At 63.5% G+C, this 24,132-nt stretch carries 21 protein-coding genes; 14 read left to right on the top strand and 7 right to left on the bottom strand.

The features are described 5' to 3' along the window. Nucleotides 1-43: 43 nt before the first annotated feature. The 3 genes from SO140_RS04405 to SO140_RS04395 all read right to left on the bottom strand — a co-directional run bounded on the left by SO140_RS04405 (nucleotide 44) and on the right by SO140_RS04395 (nucleotide 3,019). On the bottom strand, nucleotides 44-1,441 hold the full coding sequence (locus SO140_RS04405; RefSeq protein WP_449379490.1) for a TAXI family TRAP transporter solute-binding subunit: 1,398 nt from the start codon (nucleotides 1,439-1,441) through the stop codon (nucleotides 44-46). 75 nt (nucleotides 1,442-1,516) lie between these two features. Then, nucleotides 1,517-2,437 (bottom strand): polyphosphate kinase 2, encoded by a 921-nt coding sequence (gene ppk2 / locus SO140_RS04400; RefSeq protein WP_449379489.1) that lies wholly within the window; start codon nucleotides 2,435-2,437, stop codon nucleotides 1,517-1,519. 120 nt (nucleotides 2,438-2,557) lie between these two features. Then, nucleotides 2,558-3,019, bottom strand: a complete 462-nt coding sequence (locus SO140_RS04395; protein ID WP_449379488.1) for an Lrp/AsnC family transcriptional regulator — start codon at nucleotides 3,017-3,019, stop codon at nucleotides 2,558-2,560. A 132-nt stretch (nucleotides 3,020-3,151) separates the two neighbouring features. Between SO140_RS04395 and SO140_RS04390 the strand changes: the two genes are divergently transcribed. Together SO140_RS04390 and SO140_RS04385 are read left to right on the top strand one after the other, a co-directional pair. Further along, complete coding sequence (locus SO140_RS04390; RefSeq protein WP_449379487.1) at nucleotides 3,152-5,515, top strand: thiamine pyrophosphate-binding protein; 2,364 nt, start codon at nucleotides 3,152-3,154, stop codon at nucleotides 5,513-5,515. A 319-nt stretch (nucleotides 5,516-5,834) separates the two neighbouring features. Then, nucleotides 5,835-7,265, top strand: a complete 1,431-nt coding sequence (locus SO140_RS04385; RefSeq protein ID WP_449379486.1) for an aldehyde dehydrogenase family protein — start codon at nucleotides 5,835-5,837, stop codon at nucleotides 7,263-7,265. Nucleotides 7,266-7,498: 233 nt separating this feature from the next. On the opposite strand, the gene SO140_RS04380 is transcribed toward SO140_RS04385, so the two are convergent. Then, on the bottom strand, nucleotides 7,499-8,467 hold the full coding sequence (locus SO140_RS04380; RefSeq protein ID WP_449379485.1) for an SMP-30/gluconolactonase/LRE family protein: 969 nt from the start codon (nucleotides 8,465-8,467) through the stop codon (nucleotides 7,499-7,501). A gap of 91 nt (nucleotides 8,468-8,558) precedes the next feature. Between SO140_RS04380 and SO140_RS04375 the strand changes: the two genes are divergently transcribed. The 6 genes from SO140_RS04375 to SO140_RS04350 all read left to right on the top strand — a co-directional run bounded on the left by SO140_RS04375 (nucleotide 8,559) and on the right by SO140_RS04350 (nucleotide 14,909). After that, complete coding sequence (locus SO140_RS04375; protein ID WP_449379484.1) at nucleotides 8,559-9,383, top strand: NAD-dependent epimerase/dehydratase family protein; 825 nt, start codon at nucleotides 8,559-8,561, stop codon at nucleotides 9,381-9,383. Nucleotides 9,384-9,463: 80 nt separating this feature from the next. Next, nucleotides 9,464-9,937 (top strand): GNAT family N-acetyltransferase, encoded by a 474-nt coding sequence (locus SO140_RS04370; protein ID WP_449379483.1) that lies wholly within the window; start codon nucleotides 9,464-9,466, stop codon nucleotides 9,935-9,937. A 117-nt stretch (nucleotides 9,938-10,054) separates the two neighbouring features. Beyond that, entirely contained in the window at nucleotides 10,055-11,785 is a 1,731-nt protein-coding gene (locus SO140_RS04365) for an IlvD/Edd family dehydratase (RefSeq protein ID WP_449379482.1), read from the top strand. A 60-nt stretch (nucleotides 11,786-11,845) separates the two neighbouring features. After that, nucleotides 11,846-12,841 (top strand): TRAP transporter substrate-binding protein, encoded by a 996-nt coding sequence (locus SO140_RS04360; protein ID WP_449379481.1) that lies wholly within the window; start codon nucleotides 11,846-11,848, stop codon nucleotides 12,839-12,841. Nucleotides 12,842-12,996: 155 nt separating this feature from the next. Next, nucleotides 12,997-13,572 (top strand): TRAP transporter small permease, encoded by a 576-nt coding sequence (locus SO140_RS04355; RefSeq protein WP_449379480.1) that lies wholly within the window; start codon nucleotides 12,997-12,999, stop codon nucleotides 13,570-13,572. Next, entirely contained in the window at nucleotides 13,569-14,909 is a 1,341-nt protein-coding gene (locus SO140_RS04350; RefSeq protein ID WP_449379479.1) for a TRAP transporter large permease, read from the top strand. The genes SO140_RS04355 and SO140_RS04350 overlap by 4 nt, the downstream gene beginning before the upstream one ends. 8 nt (nucleotides 14,910-14,917) lie before the next feature. Here the strand turns inward: SO140_RS04350 and SO140_RS04345 are convergent, their stop codons facing one another. Beyond that, complete coding sequence (locus SO140_RS04345) at nucleotides 14,918-15,715, bottom strand: enoyl-CoA hydratase/isomerase family protein (RefSeq protein ID WP_449379478.1); 798 nt, start codon at nucleotides 15,713-15,715, stop codon at nucleotides 14,918-14,920. Nucleotides 15,716-15,951: 236 nt separating this feature from the next. Here SO140_RS04345 and SO140_RS04340 point away from each other — a divergent pair, with 236 nt between their 5' ends. Then, nucleotides 15,952-17,172: an NAD(P)/FAD-dependent oxidoreductase gene (locus tag SO140_RS04340; RefSeq protein ID WP_449379477.1), complete on the top strand. Its 1,221-nt coding sequence runs from the start codon at nucleotides 15,952-15,954 to the stop codon at nucleotides 17,170-17,172. Here the strand turns inward: SO140_RS04340 and SO140_RS04335 are convergent, their stop codons facing one another. Further along, a complete protein-coding gene (locus SO140_RS04335) occupies nucleotides 17,173-18,090 on the bottom strand; it encodes a ribokinase (protein WP_449379476.1) in 918 nt (305 codons plus the stop codon). It abuts the gene before it with no gap. Between the two features lie 18 nt (nucleotides 18,091-18,108). Beyond that, complete coding sequence (locus SO140_RS04330) at nucleotides 18,109-19,002, bottom strand: sugar kinase (protein WP_449379475.1); 894 nt, start codon at nucleotides 19,000-19,002, stop codon at nucleotides 18,109-18,111. 212 nt (nucleotides 19,003-19,214) lie between these two features. Between SO140_RS04330 and SO140_RS04325 the strand changes: the two genes are divergently transcribed. The 5 genes from SO140_RS04325 to SO140_RS04305 all read left to right on the top strand — a co-directional run bounded on the left by SO140_RS04325 (nucleotide 19,215) and on the right by SO140_RS04305 (nucleotide 24,027). Next, entirely contained in the window at nucleotides 19,215-20,063 is an 849-nt protein-coding gene (locus SO140_RS04325; protein WP_449379474.1) for a VOC family protein, read from the top strand. A 69-nt stretch (nucleotides 20,064-20,132) separates the two neighbouring features. After that, nucleotides 20,133-20,840, top strand: a complete 708-nt coding sequence (locus SO140_RS04320; RefSeq protein WP_449379473.1) for a TetR/AcrR family transcriptional regulator — start codon at nucleotides 20,133-20,135, stop codon at nucleotides 20,838-20,840. A 438-nt stretch (nucleotides 20,841-21,278) separates the two neighbouring features. Then, nucleotides 21,279-22,088, top strand: a complete 810-nt coding sequence (locus tag SO140_RS04315) for an ABC transporter permease (protein WP_449379472.1) — start codon at nucleotides 21,279-21,281, stop codon at nucleotides 22,086-22,088. A 104-nt stretch (nucleotides 22,089-22,192) separates the two neighbouring features. Further along, on the top strand, nucleotides 22,193-23,185 hold the full coding sequence (locus SO140_RS04310; protein WP_449379471.1) for an ABC transporter substrate-binding protein: 993 nt from the start codon (nucleotides 22,193-22,195) through the stop codon (nucleotides 23,183-23,185). Beyond that, entirely contained in the window at nucleotides 23,182-24,027 is an 846-nt protein-coding gene (locus SO140_RS04305; RefSeq protein WP_449379470.1) for an ABC transporter ATP-binding protein, read from the top strand. Before SO140_RS04310 ends, SO140_RS04305 begins: the two co-directional genes overlap by 4 nt. Nucleotides 24,028-24,132 lie beyond the last annotated feature (105 nt).

Genomic DNA, 24,132 nt, shown 5'->3' with positions numbered 1-24,132 from the left:
AAAGCCTTCGCCGATCTCGCCAATCCCGAGGCGCAAACCAAGATCATCGTGGAGCCGTGGAGGTAGCGGCGAGCTGAAGCGCGGGGCCATCGGGCTTTGCAGGTCCCTCGGCCCTATCGCTGATTAGGGCTCGGCGATCGATGATCGCCTGATGGAATTGCGCCAGCACGAGCCCGAAGGCGGCGAGATCGCCGTCTTCAATGGCGCCGTCCTCGTGGCAGATCAGCGTCTCGCGCAGAATGTCGTCCGCGGCGCGTTGCATGGCCGCAAGTTCATCGAGGGACGAAGCCTCGCGCACGCTCACGATCGCGCCGAGCAAGCGGTCACGGTGCAGCGTGTTCAGCTTGCGCTCATCGCGCCGCAGGTAATGACGCAGCCACGCGGCCACCGAGCCGAGGCCGGAGAGGATCAGCACCGCGCCCCAGATGTAGTCGCTGTACTTGTCCATGAAGCTGCGCTCGTTGCTGTCGATATAGGCGGCAGCGCCGGGATGGGCTGGCAGCGCGGCGTCCTTGTCGGTGTCCGGCTTCTGGATGTGGCTGACGCTGGGCAACTCCTTCGCGAGTGACGGCCGGATCGTGAACAGCTCGCGGGTGAAGGCAGCGACCGTATCCTCGGAGAGCGAGCTCGGCGCCACGATCAGGTGGTTGACGGCGATGGTGTCAATCTTGTCGTCGGGCCGTTGCGGTGACGAAGCGAACGCGCCAGCCGGTATTTCCTCGGATTCATAGAGCGGATGCCGTTCGGCGATCGCGTCGGAAACGTCGACGCCGAGGAATTTTGGCTCGCCGCGCGCCCGCGCCGTTGCGGCGATCGTGTCCGCGATCACTTTCGCATCGAGCGCGCCGACCATCATGAATGCGTCGAGCGTGGTGTCCTGCGTCATTTCGGAGATGTGGTCGGTACCGAACTGTACCACCGTCACCTTCTGCGGATTGACGCCGGATTCTGCCAGGATCACGCGCAGCAAGATGATGTTGGCATCGCCGAGGCCCACGACACCGATGCGACGACCGCTAAGGCCTGCGATCTCGGTCACCTTTGATTTCGCCGCGCCCTTGCGGCCCGTCGGCGCCCACAGCACCACGAAGTTTCGGCGCAGGATCGCCACCGAGTTGGTGTCGGGTGGCATGTCGAGGTCGCCGCGCGCTACCGCTAGATCGCTCTTGCCGCCGCCAAGCAGGTTGAGGCTTTGCAACGCGCCGTCCGTCTCGATCGGCGCCAGCCGCACGGCGCCACCCTTCGCATCGAAGGCCCTCGCGAGCGCCTGTATCACCGTCTGGTCGTCGCTGCCGGGCGGGCCGACGGCGATGCGCAAGCTCGCCGGCTGCCAAGCCCAATAGGCAACGGCGAGAACCACCGTCACCGCCGAAAGGATGCTCGCGAGCAGCAGCCACGGGCCGGAGCGATTGCGGCGACGAAGCAAGGTCTCACTAGTCACGCTCAAATCGCTCGGCACGGGCATCTCGTGGTCCTCATCCCGAAGGCCGGTTGCCGGTGGCTGCTGCCGGCGCCGTCAATATTTCGCGGGCACGTACATCTCGTCCGGAATTGGCCCGCGGTGATAGTCGGGGTTGCGGACGCGCGGCGGCAGCGTCACCGGCACGCGCGAGACCTCCTGGTAGGGGATCTGGCTGAGCAGATGCGAGATGCAGTTGAGCCGCGCGCGCTTCTTGTCCACGGCGTCGACGATCCACCATGGCGAATCCGGCAGGTGGGTGCGCTCCAGCATCGTCTCCTTGGCCTTGGTGTACAGCTCCCAGCGGCTGCGTGCCTCGACGTCCATCGGGCTCAGCTTCCACTGCTTCAGCGGATCCTGGATGCGCATGGAGAAGCGGAACTGCTGCTCGTCGTCGGTGATGGAGAACCAGTATTTGAGCAGGATGATGCCGGAGCGGATCAGCAGCCGCTCGAATTCCGGTACCGACTGGAAGAACTCCTCGTACTGTTCCTCGCTGCAGAAGCCCATCACGCGCTCCACGCCCGCGCGGTTGTACCAGCTCCGGTCGAATAGTACGATCTCTCCGCCTGCGGGCAAATGCGACACGTAGCGCTGGAAGTACCATTGCGTGCGCTCGCGCTCACTGGGGGCTGGAAGCGCGGCGACCCGGCAGACGCGAGGATTGAGGCGCTGGGTGATGCGCTTGATGACGCCGCCCTTGCCGGCGGAGTCGCGGCCCTCGAACAGAATGACGACCTTCTTCTTCTCGCTCTGCACCCAGTCCTGCAGCTTGATGAGCTCGCCCTGGAGGCGGAGCAGCTCCCTGAAATAAGCCCTGCGGTCCATGGTCGGACCGGGGGTATCGGTCTCGCTCAGGAGCTTGTCGAGGCGGCTGTCGTCAAGCTCGAGTTCAAGCTCCTCGTCGAGGTCGTCGGCCATTTCCTGGATAATGCGGTCGCGCTTGGCGGCTTCGGAGGTGCGGTCGGCTGCAGTCATGGATCCTTACTCTCGGCTAGAGTGCCAGGGGCTGACCATCGGCGGGCTTTGTTGCGCCAATGTGACACCGGGGATCGGGCAGGCGTTTGCCCCGGGCGGATTGGGTCAGCGAGGCTGCCGTCACACGGGTAGTGCGATCGAATATTTCACCTGGCTTAGCGCAAAGCTCGACTCGATCGAGGCGATGCCGTCGAGCCGGGTCAGCTTGTTCTTCAGGAACGCCTCATAGGACGACAGGTCGGCGGCGACGACGCGCAAGAGGTAGTCGCGGTTGCCGGTCATCAGGTAGCATTCCAAAACCTCGTCCCATTTCGAGATCGCGCGCGCAAAGCGATTGAGGTCCTCCTCCTTCTGCCGAGCCAGCTTGATCGAGATGAAGACGCTGACGTGCAGCCCCAGCGCCTTCTGGTCGACGGTTGCGATGTAGCGCGTGATGACGCCGCGCTCCTCCAGTAGCTTGACCCGGCGATGGCAGGGCGAGACCGACAAGCCGACCTTGTCGGCGAGTTCCTGCATGGTCAGCCGGCTGTCGGCCTGGAGCAGGGCGAGGATCTTTCGGTCGATGGCGTCAAGCTCGGGCATTGGGATGAAACCTATGTGGAGTGGCTATTCTTTGGTAAAATATCCCAACTTGGGCGGGCGTGGCGCCAAAAATTGAGAATTTTGCCGGCTGCCGCAGGCGTATCATAGTCCATCATTTTCCGGAGCATCGCCATGCCCGTCGATTCCGCCCGCCTCGACACCTTGTCCGCGCTCGCCCGCAAGGTGCTGTGGCTGTCGTCATGGACCATCCATCATGCAAACCACATCCGCGCCAACGCGGACGGCCTGAAGGTCGGCGGCCATCAGGCCTCATCCGCCTCGCTCGCGACCATCATGTCGGCGCTGTATTTCCACGTGCTCAGACCTGAGGATCGCGTCGCGGTGAAGCCGCACGCAAGCCCGGTGTTCCACGCCATCCAGTATCTGTTTGGCCGGCAGACCCGCGAGAAGCTGGAGAATTTCCGCGGCTTCAAGGGCGCGCAGTCCTATCCCTCGCGCACCAAGGACATCGACGACGTCGATTTCTCGACCGGCTCGGTGGGTCTCGGTGTCGCGCAGACGCTGTTCTCGTCGCTGGTGCAGGACTACGTCAAGGCGCATGGCTGGATGAAGGATCGCCGCGAAGGGCGGATGATCGCGCTGGTCGGCGACGCCGAGATGGACGAGGGCAACATTTTCGAGGCGCTCGCCGAGGGGTGGAAGCACGGCCTGCGCAACACCTGGTGGGTGGTCGATTACAACAGGCAGTCGCTCGACGCCGTCGTGCGCGAGGGGCTCTGGGAAAAGTTCGAGACCATGTTCCGCAATTTCGGCTGGGACGTGGTCATCGTGAAATACGGCCGGCTGATGCGCGAGGCTTTTGCCGAGCCCGGTGGCGAAGCGCTTAAAGCGTGGATCGACAACTGCCCGAACGCGCTCTACGCGGCGCTGTGCTTCCAGGGCGGCGCGGCCTTCCGCAAGCACCTGCATGACGAGATCGGTGACCAGGGGCCGATCACCAAGCTGATCGACCGGCGCAGCGATGATGAACTGCTGGCGTTGATGTCGAACCTTGGCGGACACGACATGGCGAGCATGCTGGAGGCGTTCGAAAAGATCGATCACGATCGCCCGGTCTGCTTCATTGCCTACACCATCAAGGGCGTCGGTCTGCCGTTCCAGGGCCACAAGGACAACCATGCCGGCCTGATGACGGTTGCGCAGATGGAGAAGTTTCGCGAGAGCCAGAACATTCGCCCCGGTCACGAGTGGGACAAGTTCGAGGGCATGGCGCAGGGCGCTGCCGGGCTCGAAGCCTTCCTCGCGCGCGTGCCCTTCAACCAGGATGGCCGCCGGCTGACCGCGCCCGCCGTCGAAGTGCCCTCTCAGCTCACCTTCAAGCCGTCGGCGCAGATGTCGACCCAGCAGGGTTTTGGGCTTGTGCTGAACGAGATCGCGCGCACCGACAGCGAGCTTGCGGAGCGCATCGTCACGACGTCGCCCGACGTTACCGTCTCGACCAATCTCGGTCCCTGGGTGAACCGGCGCGGCCTGTTTGCGCGCGCCGAGAAGGCGGATTTATTCCGCAGCGAGAAAATTCCATCCACGTTCAACTGGGACGCATCGCCCAAGGGGCAGCATCTCGAGCTTGGCATCGCAGAGATGAACCTGTTCATCATGATGTCGGCCCTGGGGCTCTCGCACCAGATCAATGGCGAGCGCTTGCTGCCGGTCGGCACGCTCTACGATCCCTTCATCGAGCGCGGCCTCGATGCGCTGAACTACGCCTGCTATCAGGATGCTCGCTTCATGGTGGCGGCAACGCCCTCCGGTGTCACGCTCGCACCCGAAGGCGGTGCGCATCAGTCGATCGCAACGCCGCTGATCGGCATGGCGCAGGATGGGCTCGCATCGTTCGAGCCGGCCTTCGTCGACGAGCTCGCCGTGATCATGGGCTGGGGTTTTGACCACATGCAGCGCGAGGCGGGCGAGGGTGGCTCGGTCTACTTGCGTCTGTCGACGCGCACCATCGAGCAAGCGCAGCGAATCATGACTCCGGAGCTCGCTCAGGGCATCACCGACGGCGCCTATTGGTTGCGCAAGCCGGGCCCCAATGCCGAAATCGTAATCGCCTACACCGGCACGGTGGCGCCGGAGGCGATCGAGGCGACCGGCTTCGTCGGCGAAAGCCGGCGCGACATAGGCCTGCTTGCGATCACCTCGGCCGACCGCCTTCACGCTGGCTGGACCGCCGCGCGGAAATTGCGGCGCGACCGCCGCGGCGTGCAGCATTTGAGCCATATCGAAAAGCTGCTTGCGCCATTGCCGCGCGATTGCGGTCTCGTGACCGTGATCGACGGCCACCCGGCCACGCTCGGCTGGCTCGGCAGCGTCCGCGGCCATCGCGTCGAGGCGCTCGGCGTCGAACAGTTCGGCCAGACCGGCACCATCGCCGACCTCTACCGCCATTATGGCCTGGACGCGAACGCCATCATCGATGCGGCCGAAAGCCTCACCACCGGCGCGCCGGTGCTGCATCGGAAGATGGCGGTGTGAAGTGTGTCCTCGCCCTGGCGAAAGCCAGGGCCCATACCGCGAGGTCCATCGATCGCCGATCGTGGTCGTCCCACGGCAACGAGCCTTCGCCAAACTGCTCCCTGGGGTAATCGCGACGAGCGCGGGCGCTCGCGCGGGGATCCTGGCTTTCGCCAGGACGACATTCAACCGAGACCTTGCCAGTTCCCGGTCGCGCGATCATATTCCCGCGCGTCCGCCGCAACGCAGGTCAAGCTGAGGGCGGGTTCAACAACCCGGGTTTTCGTGCAAGGATAGCTGCCGAAACGCCCCTCCAATGCTCCCCAAGAAGAGGTTCACAATGGTCAATCGCTTGCAATTCTACATCGATGGCGCCTGGGTCGATCCCGCCGTCAAGAAGTCCACTCCGGTCGTCAATCCGGCGACGGAAGAGGCGATGTATGAGGTTGCGCTCGGCTCCAAGGCCGACGTGGACAAGGCTGTCGCTGCCGCCAAGCGCGCCTTCGTCACCTATTCCCAGACCAGCCGCGAGGAGCGCGTCGCGCTGCTCTCCAAGGTCATCGAGATCTACAAAGGCCGTCTCAAGGAGATTGGCGCCGCCGTGTCCGACGAGATGGGCGCGCCGCTGCCGATGGCGGAAAAACTCCAGGCCGGCGCGGGCCTTGGCCATCTCATGACCACGCTCGACGTGCTCAAGAACTATCATTTCGAGGAGCCGGTTGGCACCGCCATGGTGCTGCGTGAGCCGGTCGGCGTGGTCGGCATGATCACGCCCTGGAACTGGCCGCTCAACCAGATCGCCTGCAAGGTGGCGCCCGCGCTCGCCGCCGGCTGCACCATGATCCTGAAGCCGTCGGAGTTTACGCCGACCTCGGCGCTGATCTTCGCGGAAATCCTCCATGAAGCCGGCGTGCCGAAGGGCGTGTTCAACCTCGTCAACGGCCTCGGCCCCGAGGTCGGCGCCGCCATGAGCGAGCATCCCGATATCGACATGATCTCGTTCACCGGTTCGACCCGCGCCGGCATCGATGTGGCCAAGCGCGCAGCTCCGACCGTGAAGCGCGTCAGCCAGGAACTCGGCGGCAAGTCGCCGAACGTCATCCTCGAGGGCGCCGACCTCACGAAGGCGGTGACCGGCGGCGTGATGCACATGTTCAACAACTCCGGCCAGTCCTGCAACGCGCCCTCGCGCATGATCGTGCCGCTGTCCAAGATGAAGGAAGTGGCCGCGATCGCGAAGGCGGTCGCCGACAAGACCAAGGCTGGCGATCCGCGCGGCGAAGGCACCACCATCGGCCCCGTCGTCAACCGCGGCCAGTGGGACAAGATCCAGGCGCTGATCAAGAAGGGCATCGACGAGGGCGCAACGCTCGTCGCCGGTGGCCCGGGCCTGCCCGAGGGCGTCAACAAGGGCTTCTACGTTCGCCCGACCATCTTCGCCGACGTCACCAGCGATATGACGATCGCGAAGGAGGAGATTTTTGGACCGGTGCTGACCATCATCGGCGCCAAGGACGAAGCCGAGGCCGTGCAGATCGCCAACGACACGCCCTATGGCCTTGCGGGCTACGTCTCGGCCGATACGGTCGAGAGCGCGAAGCGCGTTGCCCGCCAGATCCGCGCCGGCAACGTCAACCTCCAGGGCGTGCCCAACGATCGCTCCGCGCCGTTCGGCGGCTACAAGCAGTCGGGCAACGGCCGCGAGTGGGGCAAGTACGGTCTCGAAGACTTCCTCGAGGTGAAGGCTGTCGCCGGCTTCAACGCGGCGTAAGCCTCGTAGTCTGAACAAACATGACGCCGGAGCGGGACACCGCTCCGGCGTTTTTCGTTTTGCTGACGGTGTTTCGACAACGAGAGAATTCTTAGGGTGGGCAAAGGAGTGTAGCGACGTGCCCACCGTCGCGTAATGAACGAGAAGTGGTGGGCACGCTTCCGCCTTCGCTCTTCGCGCTACGGCGGACAAGTCACTTTGCCCACCCTACGATTCCGGCAACGGCGGAGAGACTATCCCCCCAGTGCCCCCTGCGTGTTCACGTACAGCGCGTAGATCGACTGGCTCGCCGCCATGAACAGTCGGTTGCGCTTGACGCCGCCGAAGCAGAGATTGGCGCAGCGTTCGGGCAGGGCGATGCGACCGATCATCACGCCGTCGGGCGCGAACACCACGACGCCGTCGAGCTCGGGATCGCCCATGCCCCAGCCGCACCAGAGATTGCCGTCGATGTCGCAGCGCATTCCGTCCGGCGTGCCCGGCCCTGCATCGATGAGCACGCGCTTGTTGGAAACCGTGGTGCCATCGGGCGAGACGTCATAGGCGAGGATTTTGCGGTTCGGTTGCCCGCGCGATTCCACCACGTAGAGGATCTTCTCATCCGGCGAGAAGCACAGCCCGTTCGGGCCGAGCACGCCCTCGGCCACGATTGTTGCCTTGCCGCTCACGGGATCGAGCCGGTAGACGTTCGGCTCGATCTCCGACTCCGCCTTGTGGCCCTCGTAATTGCCGAGCAGGCCGAACACCGGATCGGTGAACCAGATCGCGCCGTCGGATTTCACGACGACGTCGTTTGGCGAGTTCAGCCGCTTGCCGCCAAACGAATCCATCAGCACCGTGATCGAGCCGTCATATTCGGTGCGCACCACCCGGCGCCCACCGTGCTCGCAGGTGATCAGCCGACCCTGCCGATCGCGCGTATTGCCGTTCGCGAAATTGGAGGGTTTTCGGAAAATGGAGACCGCTCCGGTTTCCTCCTCCCATTTGATGATGCGCTGGTTGGGGATGTCGCTGCATAAGAGATATCGCCCGTCGCCGAACCACACCGGTCCCTCGGCCCAGCGCAGGCCGGTGGCGAGGCGTTCCACGGCCGCGGGTTTCAGCCAGTATTTCTCAAACCTTGGGTCTAGTGCAGTTATCGCCGGGTCGGGGTAATAGGTCGCCGGCCGCCAACCTTGGGATTGCACCGATGCATCGGACATTTGCAGTTCTCGTTGTTGCGTCCCCTCAGGCCAAGTCTGCTATCATCAGTGACCCAAGACCGCAAACCGGTCGCTACCAACGAGGGAAGAAATGCCGCGTATTTTGATGACGGGAGCTTCGGGTGGAATCGGCAGCGCAATGCGCAAATTGCTGCCGCCGATCTATCCGGATCTCCTGCTCTCCGACATCAAGCCGCCTGCCGATCTCGGCGCCAACGAGACGTTCAAGGCGGCGGACCTTGCCGATCTCGCGCAATGCGAGGCGATCTGCGATGGCGTCGATGGCATCCTGCATTTCGGCGGCTATTCGGTCGAGGGATCCTGGGACGATATCCTCCAGGCCAATATCATCGGCGGCTACAACCTGTTCGAGGCGGCGCGGAAGAAGGGCGTCAAGCGCGTGGTCTTCGCGTCATCCAACCATGCGGTCGGCTTCTACCCCCGCCATCACAAGATCGGCACCGACGTCACCCCGCGTCCCGACAGCCGTTACGGCGTCAGCAAGGTATTCGGTGAAGCGGTCGGCGCGCTCTATGCCGACAAGCATGGCCTGAAGGTCACCTGCCTGCGCATCGGCAATTTCGGCGAGAAGCCGCTCGACCAGCGCCGGCTCGCGATCTGGCTGAAGCCTGAGGACCTCGTGCAGCTCTGCCGCATTGGCCTCGAGCATCCCGACATCCATTTCGAGATCTTCTACGGCGCCTCGCTCAACGAACGCGCCTGGTGGGACAACCATCGGGCCTACGAATTCGGCTATCGTCCGACCGGCCGCGCCGAGGATCATGTGCAGCACGCAATGGCCGAGCAGGCCAAGCTCAAGCCGGATCCGGTCGGCGACTACTACCAGGGCGGCGCGTTCTGCAGCATCGAATTCGATGCGGACAAGAGCCGGATCATCGACTGGACCAAGCGCTAGGAGACGCCAAAAAGGCGCGTTACATGGAGAAATCGGCAACATCTCGCCCTGGAACGACCACCGCAATCACAATACGGCCAATGCATGAGAGCGACGTACCGGAACTGCTTCGGCTCATGCGTGCGATTGTCAGCTTTGAGCGTGGTCAGAATTTCAGCCTTAATGAAGCGGAGCTGCTACGTCGTGGCTTCGGTGAGCGGCCCGAGTTTGGCGCTTACGTCGCAGATGCAGGTCCTGGGTCGCTTGCCGGAATGGCCGTTCATTACGAAATCCCTTTTATGCATACGCTGCGGCCACTCTTGATGCTGAAATGGCTCTATGTTGATCCGGAGTGCCGAGGCGGGCGTGTCGGCCAAAGACTCATGCGGCAAATGGCGCTGCATGCCCGTGCGACAGGACACAAGCGCTTCTGCTGGTTCGTGCTGAACGACAACGTGCTGGCGCGGTCATTTTATCGCGGTCTCGGTGCAACTGAGGATCCTGAGTGGCGGCGGTGGGTCATGCCTGCCGACGCTCTGGATCGGCTCGTGGAACGCGCAGAGCGCGCGCTTTAGCGCTTGGTCTCCTCGTCCGCGATCCGGTTCAGATAATCCGACTTGTGCTCTGTTGTTGACAATCGGGGGCCGGCCTGTACGACAATGGGGCAATGGCGAGGCGAACGGAGTGGCGTCATGACGAGTGGCTTGCGCAAGGGGCTGACGAGCTACGGCGATGCCGGCTTCTCGCTGTTCCTGCGCAAGGCCTTCATCAAGGCCATGGGCTATTCCGACGACGCGCTCGAGCGCCCGATAGTCGGCATCACCAACACCTACAGTGATTACAATCCGTGCCACGGCAACGTGCCTCAGATCATCGAGGCCGCCAAGCGCGGCGTGATGCTGTCGGGCGCGATGCCCTTCGTGTTCCCGACCATCTCGATCGCGGAGAGTTTTGCGCATCCGACATCGATGTACCTACGCAATCTGATGGCGATGGACACCGAGGAGATGATCCGTGCCCAGCCGATGGACGCGGTGATCGTAATCGGTGGCTGCGACAAGACTCTGCCCGCGCAAGTGATGGCGGCGATCAGCGCCGACCTGCCGACCGTCGTCATTCCCGTGGGGCCAATGGTCGTCGGCCACCACAAGGGCGAGGTGCTGGGCGCCTGCACGGACTGTCGGCGGCTGTGGGGGAAATATCGCGCGGGCGATATCGATGACGTCGAGATCGAGGCGGTCAACGGCCGGCTCGCGCCTTCGGTCGGCACCTGCATGGTGATGGGTACGGCCTCGACCATGGCCTGCATGATCGAGGCGCTGGGGCTTTCACTGCCGATGAGCGCGACGATCCCGGCGCCGCACGCCGAGCGCTTCCGCCTGGCGGAGGCGAGCGGCAAGGTCGCCGCGGAGATGGCCAAGACCAAGGGACCGAAGCCGAGTGAATTGCTGACGCCGGCGTCCTTCAGGAATGCGCAGGTCGTGCTGCAAGCGATCGGCGGCTCGACCAACGGCCTGATCCATCTGACGGCGATGGCGCATCGCTCGCCGCTCCGGCTCGATCTCGACGCCTTCGACAAGCTCGGCCGCGAAGTGCCGGTGCTGGTCGATCTCAAACCGTCCGGCGAGCACTATATGGAGCATTTCCATCACGCCGGCGGCGTGCCGAAGCTGCTCGCGCAGCTTGGCGATCTCATCGATCTCGACGCCAAGACGATTTCTGGACAGACGCTGCGCGACGTGGTTGCCAATGCGGAAGAGGTGCCCGGACAGGACGCTATCCGTCCGCGCGACAATCCGATCAAGCCCGAGGGCGGGCTTGCCGTCCTGCACGGCAATCTCGCGCCGCGCGGCGCGGTCATCAAGCAATCCGCGGCAAGCCCCAAGCTGTTGCAGCACACCGGGCGTGCCGTGGTGTTCGAATCCGTCGAGGACATGACCCTGCGGGTCGATGATCCCGATCTCGACGTCACCGCCGATGACGTGCTGGTGCTGCGCAATGCGGGACCGAAGGGGGCGCCCGGCATGCCGGAAGCGGGTTACCTGCCGATCCCGAAGAAGCTCGCGCGTGGTGGCACCAAGGACATGGTGCGCATCTCCGACGCGCGCATGAGCGGCACGGCCTTCGGCACCATCGTGCTCCACATCACGCCGGAATCCGCCGTCGGCGGGCCGCTTGCTCTGGTGAAGAATGGCGACATGATCCGGCTGGACGTTGCCAAGCGCAGCATCGAGCTTCTGGTTGACGATGCGGAGCTAGCGCGACGGCGGGCGGCGTTGAAGCCAGCGGCCGCGCCGGACAATAGCAGACGTGGCTATGCTTGGCTGTTCAACGAGACCATCTTGCAGGCCGACGAAGGCTGTGACTTCGATTTCATGCAGAGGACCGGACCAAAGACCGAGCAAAAGACCGAGAAGGGGTGAGCGACCACCCGCAAAACCGTTCAGCCGCAAAAGCGGCGAACCATAAAACAGGGGGAGACGATGATTGCACGATCCATGCTTGGGCTGGCGGCAACGGCCGCGATCCTGTTCGCAACTAGCGCATCCGCACAGGAGGTAAAGCACTATCGCTTCGCCTACGACCAGCCGCGCAACACCGGCTATTCGATCGCCGGCGATCTCTTTGCCGACAAGCTCAAGGAATTGAGCAAGGGCACCATGATCATCGATCAATATCCCGGCGCGCAGCTCGGCCAGGAGCCGCAGGTGCTCCAGCTCGTGAAGGCGGGCGACGTCGAATTCGCAATCATCTCCTCCGCCAACACCGCGACGATCTCGCCGCAGGCCGGCGTGATGTCGCTGCACTTTCTGTTCCGCGACGAAAATCACGTGATCAAGGGATTGGCCGACCCGAAAGTGTTCGAGGCGCTCAAGACGTTGATCGACGAGACCACGCAGGGCCTGCACGTCATTGCGACGGGCTCGCAAGGCGTGCGCCACATGTACTCCAAGCGGGAGATTCACAACGTCGGTGACATCAAGGGGCTGAAGGTCCGCGTGCAGGCGACCGCGACGGAGGACACAATGTTCCCGGCCTATGGCGCCCAGACCGTGCACATGCCCTTCGGCAGCGTCTACACTTCGCTGCAAACCGGCGTGGTCGACGTCGCCGAGAACAGCATCAACGTCTATCTCGTCAACAAGCATTACGAAGTGGCGCCGGTGCTCAACATCACCGAGCACGAGGCCAACAACGCGCTGGTGTTCGTCTCCGACAAGCTCTGGCAAAGCCTCTCGGCCGAGCAGAAGCAGTGGGTGCAGACTGCGGCGAACGAGATCAGCTCGAAGGAGCCACAGAAGGCGTTCGATCTCGAGCGCAGCGCGGCCGAGAAGCTGAAGAAGATGGGCGTCAAGATCGTAGACAACGTCGACAAGAAGAGCTTTACGGCGATCGCCGATCCCTATCTCGACAAGCTCGCCAAGGATCTCGGCCCGCACGCCGAGAAGATCAAGAACCTGATCCGGTCGATCAACTAGGCCGCGTGCAGGCTTTTCTCTGCGTCGTCCCGGCGAAGGCCGGGACCCATAAACCACAGGATTGAGTTTGGCGAAGACTTGGAGTCGCCAGCTCGCGCAACAACTTCCTTTCGGGGCTATGGGTCCCGGCTTTCGCCGGGACGACGGGGACCAAAATGGCGATCGCCGACAAGCTCGTATTGCAACGCCAGCGTCATCTGAAATGGCGCTCGCTCGACTGGCTCGAGCTTGCGCTGATGATGCTTTGTGGCGTGCTGTGCTTCGGTTTCTCGCTCTCGGTGACCGCCGACATCGTCACGCGCACCATCGGTCATCCCTGGCTGTGGCTGCAGGAGGTCACCTCGACGCTGTTCATCTACGCGATCTTCATTGGCACGGCGGCCGCGACGCGGCGCAACGACCATCTCTATCTCACCGCGATCTCCGAGGCGATGCATGGCACGCCGCGGCTGATCGTCGAGGTCGTCATCCGCATCGTTGTGCTCGGCGTCGCCGCCTGCCTGATCTGGTACGGCTATCTCAACTATCTCCGTGGCTTCGGCAGTTTTCGTCTCCCGTCGGGCACGCCGATCGCCTCGCTCTATGCCATCATTCCGGTGTCGGGCGTCCTGATCGGCCTGTTCACCATCGAGCAGCTCGTCAACGGCCTGCGCAACGGTTTTGATCATCCCGAGCCGCCAGACGAAGTTGCTGCGCCTCCCGCGGCCGGCGAGAGAAGGGTGCAGCCGTGAGCGCACCCGTCGTCCTGGCGTTGATGTCGTTCTGCTTCCTTTTCTTCGGCTATCTCGGTGTGCCCGTGCCGTTCTCGCTGATGGCGGGCGTCTTCATTGGCGCAATCCTGTCCGACGTCTCGCTCGCCGCCATCATTCAGAAGATCTTTGACGGCGTCGATTCCGAGGCACTGCTGGCGATCCCGTTCTTCCTGCTGGTCGGCGAACTCATGAGCTCGGCGAACGTGGTGGTGCGTATCGCGAACCTCTCGGTATCGCTGGTCGGGCATATCAGGGGAGGGCTGTCCCAGGTCGTCGTCGTCTTCAGCATGTTCTTCTCGGAAATGTCAGGCTCGACCACGGCCGACGTCGCCGTGATGAGCCGTGCGCTGGGAGGCCCGATGAAGCGCGAAGGCTACGAGCCCGCATTCATCGCTGCGATCATTGCGTCGGCCTCGACCATTGCGGCGCTGGTGCCGCCGAGCATCACCGCGGTGGTCTATGGCGCCGTCGGCAACGTCTCGATCGCCGGCCTGTTCATGGCGGGCGTGGTGCCGGGCCTGATGATCGGCTTCGGCCTGATGATCTACTGCTATTTCTTTGGCCCCTCGGGCCTGCGCAAGCCGCGCGCGCCGCTGCGGCAGGTGGTGTTCGCTGCCGGCGATGCGGCCTTGCCGCTGATGATCCCGGTGATCCTGCTCGGCGGCATCTTGACCGGCTGGTTCACGCCGACGGAAGCCGGCGTCGTCGCCGTGGCCTGGATCATCCTGGTCGTGATCCCCGCACTGAACCGCGGCCACTTCAAGAAGATTCCGTACGATTTCTGCCTTGCCGGGCTGATCTTCGCGCTGCCGCTGATCACGATCGGCGCCGCCAACGCGTTCGGCTGGATGCTCGCCTATTTGCGCGGCGCGAACTACATCGCGGAATGGATCACCTCCATCGCCGGTAACGATCCGCACCTGATCATGCTCCTGATGGTGCTGCTGTTCACCGTCGTCGGCGACTTCATCGAGCCGGTGCCGACCATCATCATTTTCATGCCTCTGGTCAACGCGCTGACGGAGGCGGGCGACATCAACGGCGTGCATATGGGCGTGGTGCTGATCGCAACGCTCGCCTTCGGCCTGATCACGCCGCCCTATGGCCTCGTGCTGCTGATGGCATCGAAATTCGTCGGCATCAGCTTTGCGAAGGCGCTGCGCGCCGCGTTGCCGATCTACGTCGTGTTCTTCGCCACCATCGCGTTTGCGATCTATTTCCCGAGCGTGGTTTTGTGGCTGCCGCGGCACGTGCTTCCCGAGTCGGTCGGTTGCTTCAAATCGCCGGCGGGCACAGGCTATCTCTGCCCTCAGTAGGTTGGCGGCTATTTGCCCTTGCTGGTGAATTTCTTCACGGCCACCCGAAAATCGTCCGTGTGCATCGCCATAATGATCTTGTGCTCTTCTGCGTCGAGCTGCTGCCTCACCGGCGTCGTCGTGGCCTGATAGACGAGCGACTTTGTTCCCGCAATCGCCGCTGGCGGGGTTTGCGCGAGGCGCTCTGCGAGCTGCCGTGTGGCCGCCTTGAGCTCAGCCGCGGGAACGACCTTGGCGACGAGACCCCATTCGTGGGCCTGCTGCGCGGTAAAGCTGTCCTCCGCAAGGAAGATCTGCAGCGCGCGCCTTGTGCCGACGGTTCCTACAATCCCGACCGTGCTGCCGCCGTCGGGCGAGACGCCGATCTTGGCATAGGCCGGCGTGAACTTGGCATCTTCCGCGGCGATGCAGAGATCGGTGACGAAGGCCAGTCCCATGCCGGCACCGGCGGCCGAGCCGTGCACGCTCGAGAGCGACAATTTTGGCATGCGCCTGAGCGTCTCGATGAACGCGTGATAATGCTTCAAAAGCTCGCCGACGACCGGTGTCACCGTGTTAGCTTCGGCCGCAGCACCGATGGTCTGCAGATCGCCGCCGGCGCAAAAGGCGCGGCCTTCGCCTTCGATGACGATGACCCTGATCGCATCGGAGGCCTCGATCTCGACGGCGAGCTGCTCGAGCCTCTGCGCGATCGCGAGATTGATCGAGTTGAACGCTGCGGGGCGGTGGAGCGTGATGGTGGCGACGGGGCCGTCGATGCGCAGCAGGGCGGCATCGTCGGGGTGGGAGGCGGTGGACGCGGACATGGCAAATCCCCGGCAAGAGGTCTTTGCCGCAACTAAATCGCAGAAGGCGAGGGGAGACAATCCCTACCGTCAGTCGCTCTTGCGTTACCGGGAACGATAGGGTCAAATGGCGGTGCCATCGTTTAGGGACGGACACGAGCGCCGGCTCCTCGACCGACAAGGCCAGCAAGCCAAAATCAGCGAGAGAGAGGAGACGACATGGGTAACGCTCGTGTCCAGAAAGTTGGGCCGTTCCGATGACGGACGGTTCGGTGATCATCGTCGGCGCGGGCCATGGCGGCTACCAGGTTGCCGCGTCGCTCCGTCAGTCCGGCTTTGCCGGTCGCATCTGCCTGATCAATGACGAGGCGCATCCACCCTATCAGCGGCCGCCTTTGTCCAAGGCCTATATCAAGGGCTCGGCTGGCCCTGAAAGCCTGATGTTCCGGCCGGAGAAATTTTATACCGACCAGAAGATCGAGCTGATTGCGGGACGCGCGACCTCGATCGACCGCGCCGCGGGCAAGGTTCATCTCGCCTCCGGCGAGACGTTCGACTACGGCCACCTCGTGCTGGCGACGGGAGCGCGCAACCGGTTGCTTGATCTGCCCAACGCCAATCTGCCTGACGTCAAATACCTGCGTATCCTCGATGAAAGCGAGGCGTTGCGGAAGATCATCCCGTCAAAGACACGGGTCGTGGTGATCGGTGCCGGCTTCATCGGCCTCGAATTCGCATCTACCGCCCGGATCAAAGGGCTGGAGGTTGACGTGCTCGAGCTCGCACCGCGCGTGATGGCGCGGGCGGTGACGGCGGAGGTCTCGGAGTATTTCCAGGAGCGCCATCGCGAGGCAGGCATCCGCATCCATCTCGGCGTGCAGGCGACCAGCATCGAGGCCGAGGGCGGCGAGGTCACCGGTGTCTCCTTGAGCGACGGCCGGCATCTGCCGGCGGATCTTGTCGTGGTCGGCGTCGGTGTGTTGCCCAATATCGAGCTCGCGGCAGAGGCGGGGCTGCCGGTCGCCTCGGGCATCATCGTCGACGAATATCTCCTGACGGCCGATCCGAACATCTCGGCAGTCGGCGATTGTGCGCTGTTCGCGAGCCCGCGCTTCGGAGGCTCGCTGCGGCTGGAGTCGGTGCAGAACGCGACCGACCACGCCCGCTGCGTGGCGGCGCGGCTGACCGGTGACAAAAAGGTCTATGACGGCCAGCCCTGGTTCTGGAGCGACCAGGGCGATGACAAGCTGCAGATTGCGGGGCTGACGACAGGCTACGACCGCGTCGTGCTGCGCGGCGGTCCCACGAAGAAGGCGTTCTCGGCTTTCTGCTACAAGGGCGACAAGCTGCTCGGCATCGAATCCATCAATCGCGCCGGCGATCACATGTTCGGCCGTCGGCTGCTCGGCATGGACCGCTCGCTCGCTCCCGAGAACGCCGCGGACGAGACCTTCGATCTGAAGAGCGCGCTGGCTTGATCAGCGTTCGTTGAGGACAGCCGAAACTTCTTCCGCCGTCGGCATCGAAGGGCCGGCACCCATACGCTGCACGGAGATCGAGGCGGCGGCGTTGGCAAAGGCGAGCGCGTCGCGCAGGGCCGCGCCACCTGCAAGCTGAGCGGCCAGCGCGCCGACGAAGCAATCGCCGGCGCCGGTGGTGTCGACGGCCTTCACAACGCGGCCCGGCACGACCAGCTCCTCGCGGCCCGCGAGCGCGACGACGCCGCGCTTGCCGAGCGTGACGCAGATGGTCTGATCCGGGCTCGCCTGAAGCCGCCGCGCTGCATCTAGGATCCGCGCAACGTCGTCGCTGTCGGACAACGCCACGTCGGCGAGCAGGCCAAGCTCGGTCTCGTTCAGCACCAGCACGTCGACCAGTTCGAGCAGGTCGCGGCCGAATATCTGTGCCGGAGCCGGATTGAGCATCGTCTTCGCCTGCGCGGCGCGGGCACGCCGGAAAAAGGCAGCAATCGTGGGCAGCGGAATCTCGAACTGGCTGACGGCGACATCGCCCATCACCAGGGGTACAACGCCGACGTCCTCGGCGCTGACCAGCGCATTGGTGCCGGGAATGACGACGATGGTGTTGTCGGCCTCGGCGACCGTGATGATGGCGGTGCCGGTGTGGGCCTCCGCCGTCTCCTGGACATAGCCAAGATCGATGCCTTGACCTTCGAGGAACGCCTTCAGCTCTGTGCCGAAGGAGTCCTTGCCGAGCCGGCCGATCAGTGTCGTCCCCGCGCCAAGCCTTGAAGCCGCGACCGCCTGGTTCGCACCCTTACCGCCCGGGAAATACAGCACCTCTTTGCCGGCGACGGTCTCGCCGACCCTGGGATGGCGATTGGCGGTCGCCACCACATCCATGTTGATGCTACCGGCCACGAAGACACGCCCCATGTGAAACCCCAGCGAAGCCTAGACCCTCACCTCGAATTCCTGCCTGACTTTGGCGATGTCGACAAGGGTCGGCAGTCCGGCCTCGTTACCGAGGCGCTGGATCTTGTGGGTCGAGGCGGCGCGGGCGAAGTCGAAATGCTCGCGCCAGCTTTTACCGGGATGGGCGAGGTAGGAATAGATGTAAGCGCCGTGGAACACGTCGCCGGCGCCGTTGGTGTCGATCACGCGCTCGCGCGGGATCGGCATCGCGGGCATGATGTCAACCGCTCCGGTCTCGTTGTACCAGAGCAGGCCCTTCTCGCCCATGGTGACGCCGCCGATCTTGCAGCCGCGGCTCTTGAGATAATCGAGCATCTTGTCCGGCGTCAGATCCATCTGCTCGCACAGCCGCTCCGCGACGATTGCAACATCGATGAATTCAAGGAGCTCATGCGTGTTGGTGCGCAGGCCGCCGCCGTCGAGCGAGGTCAGAATGCCGGCCTCGCGGCACACCTTCGCGTAGTGGATCGCAGCATCCGGCTGGTGGCCGTCGATATGCAGCGCGCGACAACTGCCGAGATTGAGGATCGGGAAGGGATGGATGTGGTGATCGTCGCGGCAGCGGACGATCGCCCGCTTGCCGTCCTTGGGCATGATGAAGGACAGCGAGGACTGGTTGACCTTCCGGTTGTGCAGCGAGATCGCGTATTTGGCGCACATGTCCTGGAACATGCGGCCAAGCCAGTCGTTCGCGACGGTCGCGATCAGGTCGGGCACGATTCCCAGTTTGGCGCAGCAGAAAGCCGCCGTGACCGCATTACCACCGAAGGAGACCGCGTAGGCGTCCGCCACGTGCTTCTCGTCGCCGGTCGGCATGTGGTCGGTAATGAAGGTGACGTCGATATAGGTCTGTCCGATAAAGAGAGCCTGCATTGGTTGTCCGTGATGCGCTGGGTGGTCCCGGCCGGCGGCATTACATTAGCACCGCTTCCGCGGATGGAACGCGGAAATTATTCGCAAAGGCACCGCCCTCAGCGCTTGAGGTGAGCATAGGGCCGGAATACGACCATCACTGGGCAATGCCAAGCCCGGACAAATGCCGTATTTCGAGCCGTTGTTCCGGGTCGATCAACTAAGGGGGGAACATGATCACCGGCCTCGATCACGTGGTCGCCCTGGTCAGCGATATCGCCGCCGCCAGGGCTGCGTATCAGACCCTGCTGGCACGGGCACCGGCCTGGCAAAACTCCGGCGACGGTGCCGACCGCGTACTGTTCACCCTCGACAACATGACGCTGGAATTGATGGCGCCGAGCGGCTTCAGCGTCACCGCCGACCGGATGCGCGCGCTGCTGGACGACCACGAGGGCATGCTCGCAAGCCTGTGCTTCCGCGTTGCAGACATTGGCAAGGTGCACCGGCGGCTCGACCGGGTGGCGCTGAAGCCGGAGCCGGTCACCGAGGTCGAGAGTCGCGACGACGAGAGCGGCGCGGTGCTGCACTGGAGGCGCACCCGCACGTCCACCGAACTCACGCGCGGCGTGCGCATGTTCTTTCTCGAGCTCGCCGAGCAGCGCCCGATCTCGGCGGCAACCGACGTCGGCCCGATCGAAGGGCTCGACCACGTCGTGGTCGCGACCGAGGATTCCGAGCGTGCCGCGTCGCTCTATGGCGCCCGGCTCGGGCTCGACCTGGCGCTCGACCGCTCGCATCACGACTGGGGCCAGCTCATGTTCTTCCGCTGCGGCGATCTCATCGTCGAGGTGGTGCGGCGGCCGGTTGCGGGCGGTGACCTCACCCATGACCGGCTCTGGGGCCTGAGCTGGCGCGTCGCCGACATCGAAGCGACCCGCGCCCGCCTGATCGCCGCGGGCGTCGACGTCAGCGAGGTGCGCAACGGCCGAAAGCCGGGCACGCGGGTGATGACGGTGCGCACCGGCACCTGCGGCATCCAGACGATCCTCCTCGAGCGCGCACCAAAGCCGGCAGCGTGATCGCTCGCATTCTCAAACCCACGCGCGCGTGATACATGCAATCGGGACAAGTATTGGCGGGCAAGCGGTTTGGCGAAGGCAAAACGAACTCTCAAATGGCAGCGCGACCCGGAAGGGATGCGGCTTCGCATCCTCGAAGCCGCCAAGCAGGAGTTTTCGGCCCATGGCCTTGCGGGTGCCCGCGTCGATCGCATCGCGGCCAAGGCCGGCGCCAACAAGCGCATGCTCTACTACCACGTCGGCAAGAAGGACGAGCTTTATCTCGCGGTGCTGGAGGGCGCCTATGAGAAGATACGCAACGAGGAGCGGGGGCTCGATCTGGAGCATCTCGATCCGCCCGAGGCCATCAAGCGGCTGATCGAGTTCACCTGGAATTACTTTCTGCGAAACCCCGAATTCCTGTCGCTGCTCCAGACCGAGAACCTCGCGCGCGCAAGACATCTGAAACGCTCGACCAAGGTCAAGTCGATGCACTCGCCCTTCGTCGAGATGATCCGTGCCGTGGTCCGCCGTGGCGTCGAGAGCGGCGACTTCCAGGTCGCGGTCGATCCGGTGCAGCTCTACATCTCGATCGCGGCGCTCACCTTCTTCTATCTCTCCAACAGCGCCACGCTGAGCGTGATTTTCGGCCGCGACCTGCTCGCGAAAGACGCCAAGGAGGAGCGGCTCGCGCACATGGTCGGCCTCGTGCTGGCGGCACTGACCGGGCGCTCGGCGGAATTGTTCGACATGGTCAAGGCGCCGAAGCCGCGCGTGGCGCAGCACCAGCCGGTCTAGCCGGGGCCGACGGCAAACCAAAATCTCGAAAACAACCCCATGCAAAGTAGCCGGTAGCCGCCGGTCTGATGCCTTGCGCATTCCGCGAAGCCTTTGACGCGTCGGGTAAATCAGCGGCGCGAGGCCGTCATCGGCATGCCGTTCGACCCATCCTGCGCACTGCTTCGATAGCCCCAGCTGTCATCGCCCGCGAAAGCCGAAAGCGGGCGATCCAGTATTCCAGAGCAGTGCGAGGATACGTAGAAGCTGCGGCGTACTGGATTCCCCGCTTTCGCGGGGAATGACGCTGGAAGCGTGGCGCGACTGTTCCGCTATCTAAACGAAGAAACGGGAACAGCCGCAAAACGCCACAGGGAAAGCACTGGACAGTATTTATCCAACAAGTTAATTTCTCCCAAGATCGAACCCAAGAACCAAAAAGAAGACCGGGAGTGAGATGTGGCGGAGGCCAAACCGCAGAGTGCGCTGTCGAAAATGCTGAACGCGGTCTGGGTGCGGCCGTTCCTGTTCCTGGTATTCGTCGTCATTGCCTGGGATCTCGCGATCCGGCTGTTCAGGATTCCCGCCTACCAGATTCCGGCGCCGGCCGACGTCGTCGCGGTGCTGCGCACCGACTGGCCGGAACTGTTGCGACAGTGCTGGCCGACGACCTATGCAACGGTCTGCGGTTTCCTCCTGTCCGCGCTGTTCGGCATTCCCGTGGCGATGCTGATCGCAGGCTCGAAGACGGTCGAGAGCTACGTCTATCCGCTTCTGGTGTTCTCGCAGTCCGTGCCGAAGATCGCGATCGCGCCACTGTTCGTGGTCTGGTTCGGCTTCGGCATCATTCCAAAAGTGATTTCCGCATTCCTGCTCGGATTCTTCCCCGTGGTGGTTTCCGCCGTGCAGGGCTTCAAGTCGGTCGATCCTGATATGGTCGATCTCGCTCGCGCTATGCAGGGCAGTCGCTTCCAGGTGTTCCGCGCGGTGAACCTGCCGCATGCGCTACCGGCGATCTTCTCCGGCCTGAAAGTCTCCGTGACGCTCGCCGTCGTTGGCGCAGTTGTCGGCGAGTTCGTCGGTTCCAATTCCGGTATCGGCTACGTCATGCAGCGCTCGATCGGAACCTTCGACCTGCCGACGATGTTCGCGGCGCTGGTGATCCTGGCGCTGCTCGGCGTGGTGCTGTTCTGGATCGTCGACCGGATCGAGCGCCTCGTCATTCCCTGGCATGTCAGCCAGCGCGAGGACGTCATTTTTGCCTCTTAGAGCATGATCCGGAAAAGTGTGCAGCGGTTTTCCGATGCTCAAACAAAAGCTAAAACAACGAATGGCCAGCAACGGCCGAAACAAAACGACAAGGGAGAGACGTGATGAGGCGGTGGATAGGAGTTGTCTCGGTGACGCTGATGGCGCTCTTCGTCGCGCCGGCACAGGCCGCCGACAAGGTCGTGCTGATGCTCAACTGGTATGTCTATGGCGAGCACGCGCCGTTCTATTACGGCAAGGCCAAGGGCATTTACGCCGCTGAAGGCATCGACCTCGAGATCCAGGAAGGCCGCGGCTCGGCGGCAACGACGCAGGCCGTTGCGGCCAAGACCGCCGACTTCGGCTATGTCGACGTTCCCACCATGATGCGCGCCGCAATCAAGGGTGCGCCCGTGATCGCGACCGGCGTGCTGCTCCAGACCAGCCCGATGTCGGCGATGGGTTTTGTCGACAAGAACATCAGGAAGCCCGAGGACATCAAGGGCAAGACGGTAGCGATCACCCCCGCGGACTCGATGACGCAGATCTGGCCGTTGTTCCTGAAGAAGACTGGCCTGAAGGAGAGCGACTTCCAGACCGTTGCCGGTGACGGCCAGACCAAGCTCAACGCGGTCATCAACGGCCAGGCCGACCTCCTCCTCGGCTATGTCATGGACCAGTCGATGAAGATCAAGGATGCGACCGGCAAGGATGTTTATCCGATCAAGTTTGCCGACTACGGCATCAACATGGTCTCCTCGGGCATCATCGCCAACGCGGACTACGTGAAGGCCAATGCCGATCTCGTCCGCCGCTTCATGTCGGCGACGACCAAGGCGGTGGAAGCCGCTGAGAAGGACCCGAAGGCCGCCGCGCAGTCGATCCTCGACGCCAATCCGAAGGGCGGCAAGATCGACACGCTGACGCAGGGCTTTGAGCTGACCATTCCGCTCTACCGGACCGCCGAGACCAAGAACAAGCGGCCGTTCCAGGTCACCGACCAGAACATGACCGATACGGTCAACCTCTTGGTCGAATATGGCGGTCTCGATGCCAAGGCCAAGGAGAACCCGAAGGCGTTCTACACCAACGACTATCTGCCGAAGGGCGACTCGTGAAATCGGCGGCCAAACCAAGCGACGTGCAGCCGGCCGCTCATCTTCGACTGGTGAGCGACCGGGCCGGCAGCGACACGTCGGGCATCAAGCTGTCCGGCGTGTCGAAAACCTATCGTTCGCGCGACGGCGACGTGCCGTCGCTGCGGCCGCTCGACTTCCACATCAATGAGGGCGAGTTCTTTGTCGTGGTCGGCCCCTCCGGCTGCGGCAAGTCCACGTTGCTGAAACTGATCTCCGGGCTCTTGCCGCCGTCGAGCGGTGAAATCCTGGTCGACGGCGAGAAGGTGACGAAGCCGCACGGCAATGTCGGCATCGTCTTCCAGAACGCGCTGCTGCTACCGTGGCGCAACATCTTGACCAACGTGATGCTGCCGATCGACATGAAACGGCTGCCGCGGGCGAAATATCTCGAACGCGCGAAGCAATTGCTGAAGCTGGTCGGCCTCGAAGGGTTCGAGAAGAAGCTGCCCTGGCAGCTTTCCGGAGGCATGCAGCAGCGCGCCTCGATCTGCCGTGCGCTGGTGCACGATCCCAAGATCATGCTGATGGACGAGCCGTTCGGCGCGCTCGATGCGCTGACGCGCGAGCGCATGAACGTGGAGCTGATGCGAATCCAGCGCGAGACCGGCAAGACGGTGCTGCTGATCACGCATTCCATTTCAGAAGCCGTGTTCCTCGCTGACCGAGTCCTGGTCATGACCGAGCGGCCGGGCGCGATCGCGGCGATCTACGACGTGCCGCTGCCGCGTCCGCGTTCGCTCGACGTGATGGCCGACCCCGTCTTCACCGAGCTCGTGCAACGCATCCGCACGCACTTCTTCACGCAAGGTGCATTGGATTAAGGCAATGCGATTGGTTCTGGCCGTAGCCAAGAAGACGGTGCGCTTCCTCCCCCGCCTGCGGGGGAGGGTTGGGGAGAGGGTGTTTCCGCTCGCGAAAACCCTCCA

The organism is Bradyrhizobium sp. UFLA05-108 (assembly GCF_059803455.1).
This window is presented reverse-complemented; position numbering and strand designations above follow the sequence as displayed.

Excerpts from the sequence above, each read along its gene's own strand:
- ppk2 (WP_449379489.1), bottom strand. The coding sequence starts at position 2,437 with ATGACTGCAGCCGACCGCACCTCCGAAGCCGCCAAGCGCGACCGCATT.
- SO140_RS04395 (WP_449379488.1), bottom strand. The coding sequence starts at position 3,019 with ATGCCCGAGCTTGACGCCATCGACCGAAAGATCCTCGCCCTGCTCCAG.
- SO140_RS04390 (WP_449379487.1), top strand. The coding sequence starts at position 3,152 with ATGCCCGTCGATTCCGCCCGCCTCGACACCTTGTCCGCGCTCGCCCGC.
- SO140_RS04385 (WP_449379486.1), top strand. The coding sequence starts at position 5,835 with ATGGTCAATCGCTTGCAATTCTACATCGATGGCGCCTGGGTCGATCCC.
- SO140_RS04380 (WP_449379485.1), bottom strand. The coding sequence starts at position 8,467 with ATGTCCGATGCATCGGTGCAATCCCAAGGTTGGCGGCCGGCGACCTAT.
- SO140_RS04375 (WP_449379484.1), top strand. The coding sequence starts at position 8,559 with ATGCCGCGTATTTTGATGACGGGAGCTTCGGGTGGAATCGGCAGCGCA.
- SO140_RS04370 (WP_449379483.1), top strand. The coding sequence starts at position 9,464 with ATGCATGAGAGCGACGTACCGGAACTGCTTCGGCTCATGCGTGCGATT.
- SO140_RS04365 (WP_449379482.1), top strand. The coding sequence starts at position 10,055 with ATGACGAGTGGCTTGCGCAAGGGGCTGACGAGCTACGGCGATGCCGGC.
- SO140_RS04360 (WP_449379481.1), top strand. The coding sequence starts at position 11,846 with ATGATTGCACGATCCATGCTTGGGCTGGCGGCAACGGCCGCGATCCTG.
- SO140_RS04355 (WP_449379480.1), top strand. The coding sequence starts at position 12,997 with ATGGCGATCGCCGACAAGCTCGTATTGCAACGCCAGCGTCATCTGAAA.
- SO140_RS04345 (WP_449379478.1), bottom strand. The coding sequence starts at position 15,715 with ATGTCCGCGTCCACCGCCTCCCACCCCGACGATGCCGCCCTGCTGCGC.
- SO140_RS04340 (WP_449379477.1), top strand. The coding sequence starts at position 15,952 with ATGACGGACGGTTCGGTGATCATCGTCGGCGCGGGCCATGGCGGCTAC.
- SO140_RS04335 (WP_449379476.1), bottom strand. The coding sequence starts at position 18,090 with ATGGGGCGTGTCTTCGTGGCCGGTAGCATCAACATGGATGTGGTGGCG.
- SO140_RS04330 (WP_449379475.1), bottom strand. The coding sequence starts at position 19,002 with ATGCAGGCTCTCTTTATCGGACAGACCTATATCGACGTCACCTTCATT.
- SO140_RS04325 (WP_449379474.1), top strand. The coding sequence starts at position 19,215 with ATGATCACCGGCCTCGATCACGTGGTCGCCCTGGTCAGCGATATCGCC.
- SO140_RS04310 (WP_449379471.1), top strand. The coding sequence starts at position 22,193 with ATGAGGCGGTGGATAGGAGTTGTCTCGGTGACGCTGATGGCGCTCTTC.